16 protein-coding genes are annotated in these 20,560 nt (G+C 52.3%); 15 read left to right on the top strand and 1 reads right to left on the bottom strand.

Going from position 1 to position 20,560, the window contains the following annotated elements:
• Positions 1-567 precede the first annotated feature (567 nt).
• The 10 genes from ACY0JR_RS19175 to ACY0JR_RS19130 all read left to right on the top strand — a co-directional run bounded on the left by ACY0JR_RS19175 (position 568) and on the right by ACY0JR_RS19130 (position 13,993).
• A complete protein-coding gene (locus ACY0JR_RS19175) occupies positions 568-1,686 on the top strand; it encodes an NAD-dependent epimerase/dehydratase family protein (RefSeq protein WP_462635780.1) in 1,119 nt (372 codons plus the stop codon).
• 45 nt (positions 1,687-1,731) lie between these two features.
• The gene (locus tag ACY0JR_RS19170; RefSeq protein WP_462635779.1) at positions 1,732-3,789 is read left to right on the top strand and encodes an NAD-dependent epimerase/dehydratase family protein; all 2,058 of its coding nucleotides are present in this window, start codon (positions 1,732-1,734) and stop codon (positions 3,787-3,789) included.
• A 6-nt stretch (positions 3,790-3,795) separates the two neighbouring features.
• Positions 3,796-4,800 (top strand): MDR/zinc-dependent alcohol dehydrogenase-like family protein, encoded by a 1,005-nt coding sequence (locus ACY0JR_RS19165; RefSeq protein ID WP_462635778.1) that lies wholly within the window; start codon positions 3,796-3,798, stop codon positions 4,798-4,800.
• A gap of 229 nt (positions 4,801-5,029) precedes the next feature.
• The gene (locus tag ACY0JR_RS19160; protein WP_462635777.1) at positions 5,030-6,067 is read left to right on the top strand and encodes a Gfo/Idh/MocA family protein; all 1,038 of its coding nucleotides are present in this window, start codon (positions 5,030-5,032) and stop codon (positions 6,065-6,067) included.
• Positions 6,057-7,181, top strand: coding sequence for a glycosyltransferase (locus ACY0JR_RS19155; RefSeq protein ID WP_462635776.1), 1,125 nt, complete (start codon positions 6,057-6,059; stop codon positions 7,179-7,181). The genes ACY0JR_RS19160 and ACY0JR_RS19155 overlap by 11 nt, the downstream gene beginning before the upstream one ends.
• A gap of 239 nt (positions 7,182-7,420) precedes the next feature.
• On the top strand, positions 7,421-8,560 hold the full coding sequence (locus ACY0JR_RS19150) for a CgeB family protein (RefSeq protein ID WP_462635775.1): 1,140 nt from the start codon (positions 7,421-7,423) through the stop codon (positions 8,558-8,560).
• Positions 8,550-9,677 carry a CgeB family protein gene (locus ACY0JR_RS19145; protein ID WP_462635774.1) on the top strand — a complete coding sequence of 376 codons (1,128 nt, stop codon included), beginning with the start codon at positions 8,550-8,552 and terminating at the stop codon, positions 9,675-9,677. Before ACY0JR_RS19150 ends, ACY0JR_RS19145 begins: the two co-directional genes overlap by 11 nt.
• Positions 9,678-9,980: 303 nt before the next feature.
• Positions 9,981-11,108: a CgeB family protein gene (locus ACY0JR_RS19140; protein ID WP_462635773.1), complete on the top strand. Its 1,128-nt coding sequence runs from the start codon at positions 9,981-9,983 to the stop codon at positions 11,106-11,108.
• A 181-nt stretch (positions 11,109-11,289) separates the two neighbouring features.
• Positions 11,290-12,951: a carboxylesterase/lipase family protein gene (locus ACY0JR_RS19135; RefSeq protein ID WP_462635772.1), complete on the top strand. Its 1,662-nt coding sequence runs from the start codon at positions 11,290-11,292 to the stop codon at positions 12,949-12,951.
• A 163-nt stretch (positions 12,952-13,114) separates the two neighbouring features.
• Positions 13,115-13,993, top strand: coding sequence for a 3-keto-disaccharide hydrolase (locus ACY0JR_RS19130; RefSeq protein WP_462635771.1), 879 nt, complete (start codon positions 13,115-13,117; stop codon positions 13,991-13,993).
• 335 nt (positions 13,994-14,328) lie between these two features.
• Here the strand turns inward: ACY0JR_RS19130 and ACY0JR_RS19125 are convergent, their stop codons facing one another.
• Positions 14,329-15,123, bottom strand: a complete 795-nt coding sequence (locus ACY0JR_RS19125; protein WP_462635770.1) for a polysaccharide deacetylase family protein — start codon at positions 15,121-15,123, stop codon at positions 14,329-14,331.
• 256 nt (positions 15,124-15,379) lie between these two features.
• Here ACY0JR_RS19125 and ACY0JR_RS19120 point away from each other — a divergent pair, with 256 nt between their 5' ends.
• From ACY0JR_RS19120 to ACY0JR_RS19100, 5 genes are all read left to right on the top strand, one after another.
• Entirely contained in the window at positions 15,380-16,195 is an 816-nt protein-coding gene (locus ACY0JR_RS19120; protein ID WP_462635769.1) for a TIGR04290 family methyltransferase, read from the top strand.
• 89 nt (positions 16,196-16,284) lie between these two features.
• The gene (locus ACY0JR_RS19115) at positions 16,285-16,842 is read left to right on the top strand and encodes an NUDIX hydrolase (RefSeq protein WP_462635768.1); all 558 of its coding nucleotides are present in this window, start codon (positions 16,285-16,287) and stop codon (positions 16,840-16,842) included.
• Between the two features lie 149 nt (positions 16,843-16,991).
• Entirely contained in the window at positions 16,992-17,597 is a 606-nt protein-coding gene (locus tag ACY0JR_RS19110; protein WP_462635767.1) for a Pycsar system effector family protein, read from the top strand.
• A gap of 94 nt (positions 17,598-17,691) precedes the next feature.
• Positions 17,692-19,029 (top strand): DUF2254 domain-containing protein, encoded by a 1,338-nt coding sequence (locus ACY0JR_RS19105; protein WP_462635766.1) that lies wholly within the window; start codon positions 17,692-17,694, stop codon positions 19,027-19,029.
• A 19-nt stretch (positions 19,030-19,048) separates the two neighbouring features.
• Complete coding sequence (locus ACY0JR_RS19100; protein ID WP_462635765.1) at positions 19,049-20,470, top strand: glycoside hydrolase 5 family protein; 1,422 nt, start codon at positions 19,049-19,051, stop codon at positions 20,468-20,470.
• Positions 20,471-20,560: the final 90 nt, after the last annotated feature.

Here is a 20,560-nt window from a genome sequence, read left to right as displayed (position 1 = left end):
CAGGCCCATTTCAAAGAAATTAGGTTAAAAACGGAATATTCTTTCTACCTTCTGGTCAAAAGCCAGAAGGTATTTTTTTGCTCTCTATTTAGCCTCATTTTAAGAAAACATTCAGAAAATCAGGTTACTATCAAAGCGTCTATATTTGGCTTAAACAGTTCTTAAGCTTCAATAATCATAGTATCTACCCGCATAAAGCATCCGTATAAATACCAATTAAGCTTTGTAGCTACAACCCAAAACTGCTTTTAAACGTTCTTCATTCTATTAGAAAAAAGTAAAAAAGCTATATATTAATTCATCAGCATCTTCTTCTATGGTTGTAAGCTCCTTCCGTACGCAGACCTCGGTTGCCCTCGGGCGTGGCGGAGCGTTTAGAAGGGGAAAGCTATCGCAGAAAAATTTAGCGCTCATAGCGCGGACCCCAACTTCTTTCAGAATACAATTCCCAGCTATAACACGGTTGAAACCATTGGGTACGGAGCCCTGCGCGCCTACGAGAACCTCGCGACCATGCCGCAACTCCGCAACCCTTCTAACCCCCTAATATAACACCCACTGACAACTATGAAAAAGAAAGTCTTGATTACCGGCGGTGCAGGCTTCATTGGGTCTCACCTGGCAGATGAACTAATCAACTTCGGATATGAGGTGCGCGCATTAGATAACCTTTCTGAGCAGGTGCACGGCAAAGACTGTGAGCGCCCCGAATACCTTCACCCGGAGGTAGAATTGCAGATAGGTGACGTACGCGACAAAGCGGCCGTGCTGAAAGCCCTGGAAGGCGTTGATGCAGTGTTCCACTTTGCCGCCATGGTGGGTGTGGGCCAGAGCATGTATGAAATCAAGGAATACACCGATGTGAACAACATCGGCACAGCCGTTCTGCTGGAGTGCTTGATTGAAAAGCCGGTAAGCAAGCTGGTGGTTGCCTCCAGCATGAGCATTTACGGTGAAGGTTTGTACCATTCCGCCACCGGCGAAAAAGTAATCGCTGCCGAACGTGGCTTAGAGCAACTCAAAGCCGGTGACTGGGAACTGAAAAGCGAAAAAGGCGAAGTACTCACTCCCGTGGCTACGCCAGAATCTAAGATTCCGTGCCTGTCTTCGGTGTACGCCCTTTCTAAATATGACCAGGAGCGCCTTTGCCTCATGGTGGGTCGCGCCTATAACATCCCAACCGTAGCCATGCGCTTCTTCAACGTGTACGGTACGCGTCAGGCCTTGTCTAACCCGTACACCGGCGTGCTGGCTATCTTCGCCTCACGCTTCCTGAACAACAATGCGCCCATGATTTTCGAGGACGGAAACCAGCAGCGTGATTTCGTGCACGTGCGCGATGTGGCGTTGGCGTGTCGGTTGGCCATGGAGAAAGAAGAAGCCAACGGACAGGTCTTCAACGTTGGCAGCGGCAACAATTACACCATCAAAGAAATCGGCGAGCGTCTGGCCGAGGTAATGGGAAAACAGGAATTAACTCCCGAGATTACCGGCAAGTACCGCGTAGGCGACATCCGCCACTGCTACGCCGACATCAGCCTGGCCAAAGAAGTACTGGGCTTTTATCCACAAGTAGAATTCAACAGCGGTTTAACGGAGCTAGCCGATTGGCTGGAAGGACAGATTGCGTACGACCGCGTCAATGAGGCGAGCGCCGAGTTAGCAGCCCGGGGCTTGACCGTGTAGGGTCGCGTTTCTGACCTGTTTTCCTAAAAAGAAGCTTAAAACCGTATGACAAGAATCGCCGAAACACATCCTAAACATACTCCCCTGGCCGCCCCCACCATCGGCTTGGTGCAATGGTTCCAGCCTGGTGAGCACGCCCGCGTAGAAACTGTTCTGGCGGAGGTAAAGGAGTTGGGCGTCACGGAACTGCGCACCGGCATCTCCTGGGCCGCCTATACCACTGCCGAAGGAAAGGCCTGGTACAATTGGCTACTTCCAACCTTAGCCAAGCAAGTACAGGTATTGCCTTGCTTTCATGAGACTCCAGCTTCCTTAGCAGTTGCCCCAAAAACATCAGCTCCGCCGCAAGACCCTAACGCCTTCGCTGCCTTTCTGGATACCTTACTCTCTGAACTAGGTACCCACTTTGAATGGGTGGAACTCTGGAACGAGCCCAACAACAAGACCCACTACGACTACACCTTAGACCAGAACTGGAACACGTTCTCCCAGATGATTGCCATTGCGGCCCAAGTAGCCAAACAACACGGCAAGAAAACGGTGCTGGGCGGCATGAGCCCCATTGACCCCAACTGGCTGCAGCTCATGTATAACAGGGGTGTGCTACAGAACATAGACGCTATAGGCATTCACGGGTTCCCTGATGTCGTTGACCAAGACTGGGAAGGCTGGGATGCCAACATTCAACGCGTGCGCGAGGTACTGGACCGCAACAACACCAAAGCTGAAATCTGGATTACCGAGGCGGGTTTCTCTACTTGGCAGCATGATGAATTCAAGCAGTTCCAGGAATTCCGCAACGTATGCAAGGCCCCGGTAAACAAAGTTTACTGGTCTAGTGTGCACGACTTGGACATGAACAGCACCGAAGAGTTTCACGCGGATGAGCGGAAATATCACTTCGGGTTGAAGCACGTGGATGGTTGCCCTAAACTACTGTACCGCCTATGGGCCGAGAACGGCTTGGATGGGCTGGACAAGTTCAATTTCATTCGTCGCAAAGAAGATTTCTCAGACCAGGAGCGCTACTCGGTAGTAACCGGCGGAGCCGGCTTTGTGGGCACCAACCTTGCCAAGCGCCTGCTGGAACAAGGCAAGCGTGTGCTCATTTTCGATAACCTTTCCCGCATTGGCGTAGAGCGCAACCTGAAATGGCTGCACCAGAATTACGGTGACCGGCTGGAAGTGTATGTAGGCGATATCCGTGATTTGCAGGCCATGAAACGCGTGATGAAGTATGCCAACGAGGTATTCCATTTCGCGGCACAGGTGGCGGTGACTACTTCCTTGACTGGCCCAATCCAGGATTTTGAAATCAACGCCCGTGGCGTGGTGAACGTGTTGGAAGCCATCAGAGCCCAGGACAATCCGCCGCCTTTGGTGTTTACGTCAACCAACAAAGTGTACGGTGGCCTGGAAGACTTACGCTTCATCCAGAACGGCACCCGGTATAACCCATCGGACAAGCACATCAAGGCCAACGGTATCTCAGAAGCACGTCCGCTGGATTTCCATAGTCCGTACGGCTGCTCCAAAGGGGCTGCTGACCAGTACGTGGTAGATTACGCCAGAACCTATGGCATTCCGGCCGTGGTGTTCAGAATGAGCTGCATTTACGGCCCGCACCAGTACGGCAACGAAGACCAGGGCTGGGTGGCGCACTTTGCTATCAGGGCCATTGAGAACAAACCCATTAGCATTTACGGCGACGGCAAGCAGGTACGTGACATCCTGTTTGTGGAAGACCTGGTAGATGCGTTTTTGCTGGCCCAAGAGAACATGAAAGACCTTTCCGGGCAAGCCTTCAACATTGGCGGTGGCGTGAAAAACACCACCAGTTTGCTGGAATTGCTGGATTTGATTGGCAACTACCGTGGCAAGAAAGTAAACCTGAGCTTCGGCGACTGGCGCCCCGGCGACCAGCACTATTATGTGTCTGATATCCGCAAGTTCCACGAAGCCACTGGCTGGTACCCTAAAAACAGTGTGGCCGAAGGTGTAGCAAAACTCTATCAGTGGCTCTGCGAGACCAGAGGTATTGAAGTCTCCTTGAAAGCGCCTGTCGCTCTAGAACAAGAAACCGATAACGTAGCAGTAGCATAACAGTACATGCAAACCGACCTATTCCAAGAAACCCTTCACACCGCCTCTGCCTCCACCATGGCTGCGGCGGTGATTACCGCTCCTAAACAAGTAGAAATTCAGGAGCTGGCTCTGCCAAAACCAACCGCCACGCAAGTCCGCATCAAGCTGGAAGGCTGCGGCCTGTGCGCGTCCAATATTCCAGTGTGGGAAGGCCGCGAGTGGTTCACCTACCCTATCCCGGGTGGTAATCCCGGCCACGAAGGTTGGGGCATCCTTGACGCCGTGGGCGAAGACGTGAAAGACCTGAACGTAGGCGACCGCGTAGCTGCCCTTTCCTATAATTCATACGCCGCCTATGACGTAGCCGAAGCCACCTCGGTGGTGAAGTTACCGGAGTCACTGGCGGGAAAACCGTTCCCGGGCGAGCCTTTGGGCTGCGCCATGAACATCTTCAAACGCTCTGATATCAAAGCCGGACAGACCGTGGCCATTCTGGGCATCGGGTTCCTGGGGGCTTTACTCGTACAATTAGCCAAAGAGGCGGGCGCCAGGGTTATTGCCATCTCCCAGCGTCCGTTCTCTCTGGACATCGCGCAGCAGTGCGGAGCCGATGAAATCATCCCGATGGATGACCATTACAAAATCATTGAGCGCGTGAAAGACCTCACCGGCGAAGTGTTCTGCGACCGCGTGATTGAGTGCACCGGCAAAGAATGGCCGCTGAACCTGGCCGGCGAACTGTGCAAAGAGCGCGGCCGCCTCATCATCGCCGGTTTCCACCAAGACGGCATGCGCCAGGTGAACATCCAGCTTTGGAACTGGCGCGGACTGGACGTCATCAACGCCCACGAACGCGACCCACAGATGTACTTAGACGGTATCAAAGAAGCCGTGGAAGCCGTGGAAAGCGGCCGCCTGAAACCTGAGATGCTCTACACCCACACTTTCCCGCTGGAAAACATGGAGGAGGCCTTTACCGCCCTGATAGACCGCCCCGAAGGATTCATGAAGGCGATTGTAACCATGTAACAATAACGATTATGTACGGACAGGTCGCGACCTGTCCCACCCGTTTCCCTGCGCAATGAACCAAAATTCATAGCAATGGCAGCTGGTATTCCATTGAATAACCGTTTAGGACAGGTCGCGACCTGTCCCTACGACCACAACAAACCCGTTTCCCGCCTCTTTTTCCAAAACAGGTGGGAAACCTTTTGCTTCTACAAAGAAGCTTAACCCATACAGACCCTTTACTCTAATGACTGAAGATACTTTACTAGAACCTACCCCAGAAGCGACTGCTTCTACTTCAGACACTTTGAAACTAGGCTTTTTAGGAATCGGCTGGATTGGCCGCAACCGCATGGAAGCCATTGCCAATGCAGGCGTAGCCGAGGTGACTGCCGTAGTAGACCCTGTCCCGCAAAACGTAGAGGAAGCGCAGAAAACCGCTCCTGCAGCCAAAGTGGGGGAAAGCATTGAAGATCTATTGACGGATGAAATTGACGGCGTAGTAATCGCTACACCCAGCGCTTTCCACGCCGACCAATCCATTCAGGCCTTGGAAAGCGGCAAAGCCGTTTTCTGCCAAAAACCATTGGGCCGATTTGCGGAGGAAACCAGACGCGTAGTAGAAGCTGCTCGCAAAGCCGATACGCTCTTGGGCGTGGATCTCTCCTACCGCAGCACCGTAGCCATGCGCAAAGTCTATGACCTGGTAAAATCTGGAGAACTGGGCGACATCTACGGAGTGGAATTGGTGTTCCATAATGCCTATGGCCCTGACAAGCCTTGGTTCTATGACCCTAAACTCTCCGGCGGCGGCTGCGTGATTGACTTGGGCGTGCACCTGGTGGATTTGGCGCTCTGGACCCTTGACTTTCCCGAAGTGGAAAGCGTGACCAGCAGTCTCTTCTCCAAAGGCAAACGCCTGACGTCTTCTGCCGATACGGTGGAAGACTACGCCACTGCCAGCATTCAATTAGCCACTGGGCCGCACGTGCAACTGACTTGCTCCTGGAACTTACCCGCTGGGCAGGAAGCCATCATCAGCGCCACGTTCTACGGCACTAAGGGAGGCGCGGCCTTCAAAAACGTAAACGGCTCTTTCTATGATTTCGTGGCCGAGCGGTTCTGGGGCACCCAAACCGAAACCCTGGTTTCCCCTCCGGATGCTTGGGGCGGACGTGCCGGGGTGGAATGGGCACAGCGCGTGGCCAAGGGCGAGAAGTTCAGCGAAGAAGCCGAGCAGTTTGTGAAAGTAGCAGAAGTACTGGACAAGATTTATGGTAGATAAACCGCATCGGCGCGTATTCATGACCACCGACAGTGTGGGCGGGGTCTGGACCTACAGTCTGGAGCTCATCCGCGCGTTGGCACCGCATAACGTGCACTTTTACCTGGCTACCATGGGCGCGGCTATTACCCTGCAGCAAAGGCAGGAACTGGCGGCTCTCACCAATGTGACCGTGTATGAGAGTGAGTACCAGTTAGAATGGATGGACAATCCCTGGGCCGAGGTAGACCAGGCGGGTGAGTGGTTAATGGAGCTGAACGAACAACTCAACCCCGACCTCATTCACCTGAACAACTTTTGCCATGGCCAACTGCCCTGGACCAAGCCGGTGCTCATGGTCATCCATTCCTGCGTGCAAACATGGTGGCGAGCGCTCAAAAAGGAGAACGCCCCCACCAACTGGAACACGTATTTTGAGCGGGTACGTGAGGGCTTACACGCTGCCGATTTGGTAATTGCCCCTACCCAAGCCATGCTGGAAGAAGCCACTGCCGTTTATGGGCAGTTTTCCCAAAAGAAGGTCATCAACAATGGACGCGACCCGCATGCCTTTCACTTCGGGCAGAAGGAGCCGTTTATCTTCAGCATGGGACGTGTGTGGGACGAGGCCAAAAACATTACCCTGCTCACCCAGGTAGCCGACCAGGTTTCCTGGCCCATCTACATCGCCGGAGATGCCGTGCATCCCTCCACCGGTGATAACAAGCTTTTCAAGAACGTGCATTTCTTGGGCAAGCTCTCCCAGCGCGAAGTAGCCGATTGGCTTTCCCGCGCCTCTTTGTACGTGCTGCCCGCCATGTATGAACCGTTCGGTTTGTCTATTCTGGAGGCCGCATTCTCAGGCTGCGCCTTGGTCTTGGGTAAAATCAACAGCCTCAAGGAAATCTGGGGAAACTCCGCTGAGTACGTTAACACCAATGACGCTGAAGGTTTGGCCGTTATCCTTCAGAAATTGATTAAAGATGAATTTCTGCGCAACATCATGGCCTGTCGGGCGGTGAAAAAAGCCCAAGACTACACCACCGCGCTCATGGCTCAGGAATATCTGCAAGCCTACGCTACCTTGCCCTCTAGGGTGAAACCCAAAGCGCCTAATCAGGTGGAGACGTTGTAATCTCTGCGATTGATAAAAAATCTACATGGTTCAAGTCTGCGACTTGGACCTAAAATGACCTGAAGTTTGCAACTTCAGTGAGGCGAGAGCCTCAAGAACACATGTTGACAGGCATAAGCCACACGGCAGTTACAAACTGCCATCATTGTAGGTCCAAGTCACAGACTTGAACCATGGGAAAAAGAAAGAACAAATAAGTCTAGTATCTAAGATCAAACTACTAGCATCCAAATACAACTATGAAACTAGTATTATTCTACCACTCCCTGCTCTCTGACTGGAACCACGGCAACGCCCACTTCCTTCGCGGCATTGTGCAGGAGCTGAAAAGCCGGGGCCATGACGTGCAGGTCTACGAACCCAAAGACGGCTGGAGCCTCAGCAACCTCATCTCGCAATATGGCGAGGAGAAGATTGAGGAACTTCACCAGTACTACCCGGGCCTGGACACCAACTTCTACGAGCTGGACACGCTCAACTTAGATGAGGTGCTGGCGGGCGCTGATTTGGTGCTGGTGCACGAATGGAACGACCATGACCTGGTGCGCTTAGTAGGTGAGCATAGAAGCAAAAACAACTACCGCCTGCTCTTCCATGACACCCACCACCGCGCCGTAACTGAGCGCGAGAGCATGGCCGCCTATGACCTGAGTCACTATGACGGCGTGCTGGCCTTCGGGAATGTTATAAAAGAATTGTACCTGAACGAAGGCTGGACGAAGGAAGCCTGGACTTGGCACGAAGCTGCCGATACCCGCATTTTCTATCCGCGCACCGCCACGGAGAAAGAAGGCGATTTAGTCTGGATTGGCAACTGGGGCGACGAAGAGCGTACCGCCGAACTACACGAGTTCCTGCTGAACCCCGTGAAAGAACTCGGCCTGAAAGCCAAGGTGTACGGCGTGCGCTACCCGGATCACGCCATCAAATCTCTGGCTGAGGCCGGAATTGAATACGGTGAGTGGTTGCCCAACTACAAAGCCCCCGAGGTGTTCGCCAAGTACAAAGTAACGGTGCACGTGCCGCGCCGACCGTACGTTGAGGCGCTGCCGGGTATTCCCACTATTCGTCCGTTTGAGGCGCTGGCTTGTGGTATTCCGTTGATTACCGCGCCTTGGGAAGATGCCGAACACCTATTCACCCCGGGCCAAGATTTCCTTGTGGCCAAAAACGGCGAGGAAATGAAAAAATATCTAAAAACCGTGTTACAAGATCAACGGTTCACTCAAGACATGGTGGCCGACGGTTTGCGCACCATCAACCGCAGACACTCCTGCTCGCACCGCGTGAACGAGCTGGAGGAAATCTGCGAAGAACTGGGCATCGCGCCTGAAAAAATCTATCCATCCTCAAAATCTCCTGTGACCCATGCAGAATAAAAAGCTCAATATCGCCTTCTTCGGTTCTAGTCTGGTTTCCGCGTACTGGAACGGTGCCGCCACCTACTACCGCGGCATCGTGCGGGCGCTGCATGACCGCGGCCACCAGGTAACATTCTACGAGCCCGATGCCTACCAACGCCAGGAAAACCGCGACATTCCGGACCCGGAGTATGCCAAAGTAGTCGTGTATCCGGCCACCGAGGAAGCCGTGTACCAGATGCTTGAAAAGGCGGCCTCGGCCGATGTAGTAGTAAAAGCCAGTGGCGTAGGAGTCTTTGACGAGTTGCTGGAAGCCGAAGTACTGAAACTGCAAAGCCAGAACTGCCTTGTGATTTTCTGGGACGTAGATGCGCCCGCCACGCTGGACCGCGTAGAAAACGACCCTGCCGACCCGTTTAGAGCCCATGTTCCGCAATATGACCTCATTCTAACCTACGGTGGCGGTGACCCGGTCATCAACGCGTATGCCAAATTGGGCGCAAAGAAATGCGTGCCGATTTACAATGCCTTAGACACTGCCACCCACTACCCGGTGGAACCCGAGGAGCGTTTCCAATGTGATTTAGCGTTCTTAGGCAACCGCCTGCCAGACCGTGAAGCCCGCGTGGAGCAGTTCTTCTTGGACGTAGCCGCCAAATTGCCAGAGCAGCAGTTCATCATAGGCGGTAGTGGATGGGGCGACAAACCCATGTCTGCCAACGTGAATTACATCGGGCACGTGTACACCAAAGAGCACAACGCCTTTAACTGCACACCCAAAGCCGTGTTGAACATCAGCCGCGAAAGCATGGCCCGCTACGGCTTCTCCCCTGCCACCCGCGTGTTTGAAGCCGCCGGGGCAGGTGCCTGCATCATCACCGATTACTGGGAAGGCATCGACTTTTTCTTCAAGCCCGAGACCGAAATCCTGGTTGCCAAAGACGGCGCTGAAGTAGCCGAGCAGTTACAGAACCTGACCCCGGAACGTGCCAAAGCCATCGGCGAAGCCGCTTACCGGAAAGTACTGGACAAGCACACTTACGGCCACCGAGCCGATGAACTGGAGCAATTGCTTTTGACCACTCCGCGCACCACCACGGCCACTCCTTCCTCGGCAGGCGCTTTGGTGTCTTAAAGGATTTCCGTTCTGGGGCTGATTTTCTGATATCGGCCCCAGAACGGGAAAATAGCTGAGCCGCTGGCGCGAGCTTGCAGCTCGTGTCCGCACGCATTTCCGGGCATATTGATTCACCCACTTCTGTCATCTTAGAAAGATCTTGTGGGCGAACTAGAAAAGCGTTAGAGAAACGCCACTACCGTTTGCTCACAAGATCCTTTCAGGATGACAAAAAAGGATAATCTTGAAATACGTGCGGACACGAGCGGGACGCTTGCGCCAGCGAAAAAGTCATGATACCTGATACTTGTGTCTAAAAATATGAGTCAAAAACCGTTGAACATAGTTATCCTGGGCTTGTCCATTACCTCTAGTTGGGGAAACGGGCATGCCACCACGTTTAGAGGCTTGGTGCGCGAGTTGCGGAACCGGGGCCACCACATCCTGTTCCTGGAACGCGATGTGCCGTGGTATGCCTCTAACCGTGATTTACCGAATCCTGAGTACTGCCAGACTGAGCTGTATCAGTCTCTGGAAGACCTCCAGACTCGCTTTACCCAGCAGGTGCGCGATGCCGATTTCGTGCTGGTAGGTTCGTACGTGCCCGAAGGTGTGGCCGTGGGCGAGTGGGCTATCCAGACCGCTCAGGGCGTGACCGGTTTCTATGACATTGATACTCCGGTGACCTTAGCCAAACTGGCCCGCGAAGACTACGAGTACCTGCATCCGCGCCTTATTCCGCAGTACAACATGTACTTGTCCTTCACTGGTGGTCCTACGCTGGAGAAACTGGAGAAAGAGTTTGGCTCGCCTATGGCTAGGCCGCTGTACTGCTCCTTTGACCCTGAGCTGTACTTCCCTGAGCCGCAGGAAGAAAAAGTGTGGGATTTAGGTTACTTGGGCACCTACTCCGATGACCGTCAGCCGCCGTTGGAGAAACTGATGTTGGATGCTGCCCGTGAATGGCCGTTGGGCTCCTTCGTGGTGGCTGGTCCGCAGTACCCGGAAACCATTCAGTGGCCGGAGAACTGTGAGTACATCCACCACCTACCGCCCGCCGAGCACCGCAAATTCTACAACCAACAGCGCTTTACTCAAAACATTACCCGCGCCGATATGATCAAGGCCGGCTACTCGCCCAGCGTGCGCCTCTTTGAAGCCGCCGCCTGCGGTACTCCCATCATCTCTGACTACTGGGACGGACTGAATGAACTATTTGAATTTGGGAAAGAGATTCTGGTTTCTTACTCCGCTGAGGACACGCTGGGCTTCCTGATTGACTTACCTGAAGACGAGCGCCTCGCCATTGGCGAACGTGCTCGCCAGAAAGTCTTGACCCACCACACCGCTGCGCACCGTACACAGGAACTGGAAAGCTACATTTTGGAAGTCCTGAGTTCTGAGTCTGGAGTCCTGAGCGGGAAAGAGGAATTAGAGTTGGGAAGCTAGTACTGCTACCACATACGTGAATGTCGTTTTCGGCCTGTTTTGAGAAAAACAGGCCGAAATTATTTTTAGAGTTCAGCTAATCGGAAAGGCTTTACGAGAAATTTATCTCTTATTCATTTAATCATTCAATTTCTTACCTTCACTAATACAAGAATGCTTTATTAGCTATAATCAAGAAACTATGAACCACCGCATTCCTAAAATTTTAGCCTTGCTACTGTTTGCCTTATTTCTGGCACCGGTAGTAAACGCCCAAACCAAAAAGGCATCAACTACTTCCACCTCTTCTACTAACCAGGTAAAAACCGCCAACGGTACGCTGGAAGGCACCCTGGAGAAAAGCGGCATCCGCTCATTCAAGGGCGTGCCGTTTGCTGCGCCGCCGGTGGGCGAGTTGCGCTGGCGGGAGCCGCAGCCGGTGAAGAACTGGCAAGGCGTGCGAAAGGCTACGCAGTTCGGGCCGAGGGCCATGCAGTTGCCGGTGTTCGGGGATATGAATTTCCGGAGTAATGGCATGAGTGAAGATTGTCTGTACCTTAATGTCTGGACGCCGGCGAAGACTGGTAAAGAAAAGCTGCCGGTGCTGGTGTACTTCTATGGCGGCGGCTTTATTGCCGGAGACGGCTCTGAGCCGCGTTATGACGGCGAGAGCATGGCCACCAAAGGCATTGTGGCGATTACTGTGAACTATCGCTTGGGCGTGTTCGGGTTTATGGCACACCCAGAAATCACGCAGGAGTCACCGCACAAAGCATCGGGTAATTACGGCTTTCTTGACCAAACGGCAGCTTTGCGATGGGTGAAAGCAAACATCGCAGCATTTGGCGGTGACCCTAACCGAGTGACCATCGCTGGGGAATCAGCGGGCTCTATCTCGGTGAGCGCCCAGATGGCTTCTCCGCTGTCCAAAAACCTGATTGCCGGGGCCATTGGCGAAAGCGGTGCCTTAGTAAACTCCAGTTTAGGTCCTATTCTGCTCGCTGAGGCAGAACAAAATGGGGTGAAATTCGCCACCAGCATTGGCGCTACTTCTTTGGCACAGCTAAGAGCCATGGACGCCACCCAACTATTGAACGAAGCAGGAAAACCAGGCGTACCCCGCTTTTCAGCGAACCTGGACGGCTACTTCTTCCCTAAATCACCCACTGATGTTTTCGCAGCCGGTGAGCAGGCGAAGGTTCCATTATTGGCTGGCTGGAACTCGCAGGAAATGGATTACAAAGCTGTACTGGGCCAGGAAGCTCCTACCATAGAGAACTTCACCCAAGCCGTGCAAAGACTCTATGGCGAACGTGCCGATGACATCCTGAAGCAATACGCAGCCAACTCAGACGAGGAAGTGATGCAAGTCGCCACCGACTTAGCCGGAGACCGTTTCATTGCCTTCGGTACCTGGAAATGGATTGACTTACACGCCAAAACCAGCGGCAAACCGGTGTACCGTTACCTGTACTCCCGCCCCAGACCAGCCATGGTGCCCGAGATGGGCAATGCCTCGGCTGGCTTAGCCGGAGGCGTGGTAAAAGACGCCAATGCTCCTAAAGCTCCGGCTGCCAGAGGCGCCGTTCACTCCGCCGAGATTGAGTACGCCATGGGCAACCTAGCTACGAACAAAGTCTTCGCCTGGACTCCCGAGGATTACAAGGTCTCTAAAGTGATGCAGGACTACTTCGCTAATTTCATCAAAACTGGAAATCCTAACGGGGCAGGTTTACCCAAGTGGCCCACTGCCACTGCCGGAAACGCCGGGCAATACCTGAACATAGACGTAAACACCCGCATCGAAGCGGATAAAACCCGTGGCCGGTACTTGTTACTGGATGAGCTAGCTACCAAAAAGTAATCGGTGCTCCTCACGTGAAAACCTGAGAGGCCATCTGCCAATGAAGAAGTAAAAAGCTTCCTTTCTGGTAGATGGCCTCCTTGTTTCCTTGAGGTTTAGAATTTCTTCCTACCTTTCCGTTTTAACCTACTTTTCCTGAAACGCATCTAAAACCATCCACCACATGAAGGTCAACATCACCTTTGGGTTCCTCGCCTGTCTTCTCCTTTGTTTTAGTTTGTCTTCCTTCCTTCCCAAAAAGGAATGGACGCCCATGCTGGACAAAGACCTGTCGCAATGGGAGACTTACCTAAGCTACCGGCATAAACTGGGCTACAACGGCAAAATACCGGTTGATGCTCAAGGAAATGAAATTGCGCCCATTGGCTACAACCAGAAAGGCCAGACGGTATTCACGTACCTGGAGGAGAAAGGCGAACCCATGCTGAAGGTAAGCGGCGAAATTTACGGATGTGTGTACACCAAACAGGTGTACGAGAATTATCACCTCAAACTGAAATACAAGTGGGGCCAGAACAAGTTCGAGCCTAGGAAAGACCTACTGAAGGACTCGGGTGTGCTATACCACTCCATCGGGAAGTCTGGGGTGGACTACTGGCGCGCCTGGATGCTCTCGCAGGAATTCCAAATTATGGAAGGCCACACCGGCGATTACTGGAGCATCGCCAACTCGGCCATTGACATAAGGGCGTTTCTGCCTGAGGGCATGATGAACTCAGTGGCAGATGTAAAACAGCTGTTCCTTAGTTTCGGCCGGGGTTCCGGAAGAGACGGCCTGTGTCTTCGCAGTGAAAACAAAGAAAGCAAAAACGGTGAGTGGACTGAGATAGAACTGATTTGTTTCCAAGGCAAAAGTCTGCACATTGTAAACGGTCAGGTAGTCATGGTACTACAAAACTCCCGCTATGTGGAAAATGACAAAACCATTCCGCTCACCAAAGGCAAAATCCAAATTCAAAGCGAAGCCGCTGAGGTGTACTACAAAGACATCCTGATCAAAGAACTAGACGAAATGCCGAAGCAGTACGCGACGTATTTTTAAATGGAAAGAACGAAGTTGTAGAACGCAGAACTTTTGTGCGTCTTTGTCCAACAAACTTTTCTCCAACACCACCATCTACCCTCCTGTCATCCTGAAAGGAACTTGTGAGCGAACTAGAAAAGCTTTTAGTAAACGCTACTACCGTTCGCCCACAAGATCCTTTCAGGATGACAAAGAAGAGAGAAGCATGGATAGAAATAATGATAGAAGAGTGAGGCAAATCAAAAAGAGAATAGTAAAAATAGGAGCAACAAACACAAAATCCCCTTTGCTTTCAGCTTGTTTTACTAAAAACAGCCTGAAAGCAAAGGGGATTTTTACAACCAGAAACTGAATTACTTCTTAGCAGATGCAGTAGCCTTCATATGCTTAGCAGCTTCAATAAAAGTGGTGTTCCAGATGTCTTTCTCGTTTTTCTTGAGGTACTGAAGCAGTTGCCGGTGGGCTTCCAAGGAAACGTTCAGGGAATGCTCGCCGCCTACACCGTGAAACAGGAACACAATCATGCTGTTGGTTTCCATGGCCTTTTTCACCATAGCAATGAGTTCATCGCCGGTTTGGCCGTTAATCATGAAGGAACCTACGTTGTATAGGTCTGTGGTGGGTTTGTTCTGCACGTAAACACCTTGCACGCCACGGGCCGCGAACACGTCTCCTTTCAGGCCATCTATGTAATTTACCCCGGCCACTTTGGTATCACCACAGGGGTAGGCGAAGGTATGCTCTTTTTTGCCGTCTACTGCTTCCAGGGCGGCGTTGGTCATCTTGATTTCATCAGTGATGCGGCGCACGGAGTAGGTGGCGAGGTCATAGTCTTTGGTGACGAAGCTTCGGCCCGGCTGACTTCCGTCGCAAGGGTGAAAAAGGGAATGGTTGGCGAGTTCGTGCTTGTTGGCGGCGGCTTTTCGCCACTCGGGCAGGCGTTTGGTAAACGCGGGGGAAGAAGCAATCAAATAGAAAGTGCCCTTCAGTTTCAGGGAATCCAGGGCCGGAATCACTTTGTCCAGGTGCGTGTTGAGGGCATCGTCATAGGTGAGCACCACGGCGCATTTCTTCTTGTTCCAGTCTTGTGCGAAAGCGGAAATACTCACCAAGCAGAGCAGGAAAGTCAGGGTTCTTTTCAGGAGCATTGGGCGTATGAAAAGGCGTGAGAGTGTAAGATAAGTTTGCTTCAAGTTACACTAACTCCTTAAAAAGTGCAGCATGTAGCACCCGTTTTTACCATGTTTCGCCTAAAACAAAGCTAAAGCCTTGATTAGTAAATGGCTTTCAGGAGCAATTTACCCTAAGAGAATGAGCCGCTTGCTTCTTCGTCATAAACATATAACTTTTACTATCCTGTTTTCCGTAGAAGCGGTAAAACATTACTCTAACGCAACTACACATATGGACCTAACGCAGGAAATAGCCCAACTAGGCCCCTGGTTTCATAACCTTCACCTCCCAGATGGCACCCAAACGGCCCCTCATCATGCTTTAGGCGATTTTCCGTCGTTTAAGTGGGAACACATCAAAGCATCCATTCCGCAGGATTTAACCGGCTGGCGCGTGTTGGACGTGGGCTGCAACGCCGGGTTCTACACCATGGAACTGGCCAAGCGAGGAGCGAATGTGCTAGGGATTGACGTGGACCCGCATTACCTGCGCCAAGCCCAGTGGGTGGCCGAGCAGTTCGGACTGGATGACAAAGTGGAGTTCCGGCAGATGCAAGTCTATGATGTGGCGCACTTGCCCGATAAATTCGACCTGATCTGGTACATGGGCGTGATGTACCACCTGCGGTACCCGTTGCTTTCCTTGGATATTCTCTCGCAGAAAACCACCCGCCTCATGGTCTTCCAGACCTTGACTATGCCGGGCGAGGAAGTGGCCGAAATTCCGAATGATATTGATTTTAACGAGCGCGAGGTGATGCTGGAAAAAGGCTACCCTAAAATGGCCTTCATTGAAAACAAACTGGCCGGTGATGTCACCAACTGGTGGGCACCCAACCACGCCTGCATTGAAGCCATGCTCCGCTCCTGCGGCCTGAAAGTCACCAGCAAGCCAGACCACGAAATCTACGTCTGCGAACCAGACCCCAACAACCAGAACAGCACCCATACCTGGAACAGCTCAGAACTGCTCTCGGCTACTGGGCAGGCCTGGCAAGAAGCGGTGGCCGCCAAAGTAGAAGGCAAAAACCGAACCCTCACCCGCTAAGAATATCCCCTCACGGATGCTCGTTTTTAGCCGATATTCTTGAAATAAGGCTAAAAACGAGCATCTTTGTTTTCAAACAGTTTAAAACCATGCCTACCCCACGCCCCTGGCGATTGCTTCGCTCCCAGATTGCTTACAAACACAAATGGTACACCCTTCGCCGCGACGAGGTGGAACTGCCCAACGGCCACGTAGTAGATGATTTCTTTGTAAGCGAGCGGCCCAGCGGCGCGTATATTTTTCCGGTGACGGAGCAGAACGAAGTGCTTTTCGTGCGCCAGTACAAACACGCCGCCGGTAAAATATTTCTGGAGTTGCCCGCCGGTTCTTTCTTCCCGCAGGAAGAGAAAGCCGAAGACGCCGCCACCCGCGAACTGCTGGAAGAAACCGGCGCCGTGCTCACGCAAGAACTTATTCCGCTGGCCAACTTGTATGACAACCCCGCCAAAGACACCAGCCGTATTTATGCGTTTCTGGCCTTGAATGTGCGTGTAGAAAAGTCTCAGGTGCTTGACGTGACCGAAGACATTGAAGTGGTACGGGTGCCTCTTGACCAAGTGCTGAACAAGGTATTGAGCGGCGAGATTTGCGTGTCAGGCTCAGTGGCCTTGTGCTTTCTGGCGCTTCGGCACCTTCAGGTGCTTTAAGCCTGATAAGCTGAAAACGGCTCAGAAACGGCCCTCCGAAAGAAATTAGAGGCAGACCTCAACCACAATGCCAAAACTAAGTATAGGGAATTAGCCGCAGAAGAACCTTACCCGTTCTTCCTGCCCATGCAGAATACCCAATCCCCAATATGCTTAAAGACCGCAGCGCGATGGCTGAAGTGAAAGAGGGTCAACTCCCTGACGAAAAGATCAAGAAAGACAAGCTAGAGAAGTCCAGAAAGGGCGTGGAGACCATGTTCCGGATCACGGCGGCCAACCAGATGCGGCTCAGTGACATGGCCGATAACAAAGCCCACATTCTGCTCACCATCAATTCCATCATCGTCTCCATCCTGCTTTCGGTGCTGTTCAGGAAACTAGATACGGAACCAGAGTTGATTGTGCCGGCCATTTTGTTTCTGCTTACCTCTTTGAGCACCATGGTACAAGCCATTCTGGTCACCATGCCCCGCATCAAGAAAGACAAACCAGTCCAAACCAATGCGAGCTCAGAAAAGGTGAACCTCATGTTCTTTGGAGATTTCCACAGCATGAGCCTGCTGGAATACGAACAAGGAGTCACCGATATGATGTCCAGCCCTAAAACCTTGTACGGCAGCTTAATCAAAGACAATTACCATTTGGGCCTGGTGCTGCAGAAAAAGTACACCAGCCTGCGGTTTGCCTACATTTTCTTTATGGTAGGCTTTGTGATCTCCGTCTTTTCCTTTGTGGTGACAGAGCTGTTTTTTTAGAAAAACGTCTCGGCATTCATAGTATTTATTCATCATCCCTACCCCCTTGCTTTACGTTTAGGTTTGCAAACACAGAACCTATGCTGTCTGTTTCATGAACAAACTATACAAGAGATTCAGCCAATTTTCCTTATCCCTTACCAATAGCATTGCGCTTTGGCCCTCAGTGATAGCATTAGGTTTTCTGCTTCTGGGCTTTTTCGTCTTATACTTTGAACGTACTACACTGGGTACTTTTATAGAGAGAAAATTTCTCTATCAGCTGAACAGTGAACCAGAGAACGCCCGCACCGTCTTAACCACCATTGCCTCTGGTACTATTACCTTAATGGTATTCAGTTTCTCCATGGTGATGATTGTCTTAAGCCAGGCCACTTCTAACTTAACCCCAAGGGTGGTGCCCGGTCTTATTTCAGACAAAATGAACCAGGTGGTGCTGGGGGTGAACATAGGCACTATTCTCTACACCCTTATTCTTATCCTGAGCTTCAAGCCCGGCGAAGAAAACGCCAGTGTGCCCATGCTGGGTATTTTGCTAGGGGTTTTCTTCTCTATTCTGTGCGTGGCGCTGTTTGTGTACTTCATTCATTCCATCTCCCGGGCCATTAAACCAGATACCATTCTCACCCGCATCTATGGCACTACCATCACTGCCTTGGAGAAAGAAATGGAGAGTATGCAGGAAAATGAGGTGCTCAAAAACTTTAAAAACCCCGAGACCTGGTTTGAGGTGAAAAGCAAAGAGGGCGGCTACCTGCGGGTCATAGAATTGGAAAGTCTGAACAAACTGGCCCAGGAAAATGACCTGGTCCTGGAGATAACTATTTCTACCGGCAAGTTCATTGTACCGGGCTTTCCGTTTGTACGGGTAAACCGGAATATACAAGAAGACGAACCGCTCTTAGGCGACATACAGGACTGTTTCATTTTCTCTTTAGAGGAAGTGGTGGTGTATGATTTTGAAAACGGACTGAGGCAGATATGTGAAGTAGGCGTAAAAGCATTGAGCCCCGGCATCAATGACCCCGGCACCGCCCTGGCTTCGCTTGATTTTCTTGCCTTACTCCTTATCCGGCGCATGAAGAGCTTCACGCCCAGTTGCCTCTTGGACGCTAACCGACAGCTGCGTATCATCAAGCGTCCCACCTCTTTGGAAACGCTGCTCTACAATTTTCTTACCCCCATCCGTACCTATGGCAAGACCGATGTGATGGTGGTACGCAAACTGCTCATGACGCTTCAGCACATGCTGTACGCTGACCAGGCCCACCAGACCCATACCAAAACACTGGTGCGCCAGGCCCTCGTCATCAGAGACGATGCGCATGGAAGCATCCAGAACCCCGAGGACCGGGAAGAAATCAACAGTATCCTTTCTGAAATCAACCAATTGATTCAAGACCAGGAAGAATCCATCACCCTTTTATCATAAAACCACGCCTGCCTTTCCTATGCCTTTACCGCCTGCTCCTGCTACCCTCCCCTGGATACAAGTAGCACCAGACGCTCCCTATTTCATTACCGAAGACGGCCAACCCTGGACTCCTGTGGGCCAGAACGATGCTATCACGTGGCCCGAATTGGAGGGCTTGTTCCGCCGCAAAGACCTGGCAACCGTAGAAGAATACCTGGCGCACGTTTCGCAGCACGGCGTCACTTGTCTGCGGCTTATGCTGGAATATGCCCAAGTGCAGCACCGCTATTTTGAAAAGCCCGCTGGCACGTTCAACCCCAGAATGATCCAGCTCTGGGATGACCTTTTTGCGCTCTGTGCCAAGTACGGCCTCCGCATTTTACTCACGCCCTATGACACCTTCTGGATGTGGCTCAAGTGGAAATACCACCCGTACAACAAGCAACTGGGCGGCCCCTGCGCCGGGCGCGGGCAATGGCTGCTCTGCCCAGACACCATGGCGGCCATCAAGGCGCGTTTCACGTTTGTGATAGAGCGTTGGGGCGGCAGCGGCGTACTCTTCGCCTGGGACCTCTGGAACGAGATGCATCCCGCCCACATGGGCAACAACTCCGCCGGATTCTCAGAGGCCGCTACCGAGTTAAGCGAACACGTGCGCGAGCTGGAACTGCGCCTCTACGGCCGTTCGCACCCACAGACGGTTTCTATTTTCGGGCCCATCCTGCACACGCACCCAGACACCGCCGACACCATCTTCCGGCACCCCCTGCTTGATTTCGCCAGCACCCACTTCTATGACGCCAAAACCATTGACTACCCTAAAAATACGGTAGACTCGGCCATCAAAGTAGGGGAACTGGTGCGCGAAGCCTTGGAACACGCGCCCGAAAACCGTCCGTTCTTTGATAGCGAACACGGCCCCATTCACCTGTTCAAAGACAAAAAGCACACCCTGGCTCCTGAGTTTGACGACGAGTATTTCCGGCACATCCAGTGGGCGCACCTGGCCTCGGGCGCGGCGGGCGGCGGCATGCGCTGGCCCAACCGCCACCCACACACCTTAACGCCCGGTATGCGGGTGGCGCAGAAGAACATGGTTGGCTTTCTGGAACTGATCAACTGGTCTATCTTTAAGCGAAAAAACCTGAACCAAGAAATAAAGATATCAGTACCCTCTTTCTCTGTTTTCGGCTGCGCCGATGCCCAGCAGGCCGTGGTGTGGCTTTTACGTACCGATGCCCTCTACCAAAGAAAGCGCCTGATGAACCCAGAGGCGGCTCCCCTCTCTGTAGAGGTAGAAATCCCCGGCTTGCAGGATGGCCTTTACCAAGTTACTACCTGGAACACGTTAGAAGGTAAAATGTGCGAGCAGTTCCAGGCAGAAATGCAAGGAGGAATCTGCCGCTTTACGCTGCCGGAAGTTCGTACAGATGTGGCTGTAGCGGTAGTGAAGAAGTGATTCTCCCCCTTGAGGATTGCCTACTATGGCGCGGAAGTTATTTCCGTGACTTTCCTTTAATTTATTCGTTAGGCACGGAAGTAACTTCCG

Source organism: Rufibacter sp. JT3400010 (assembly GCF_054956755.1).
The sequence above is the reverse complement of the archived record's forward strand: the minus strand, read 5'-3'. Positions and strand labels throughout refer to the sequence as shown.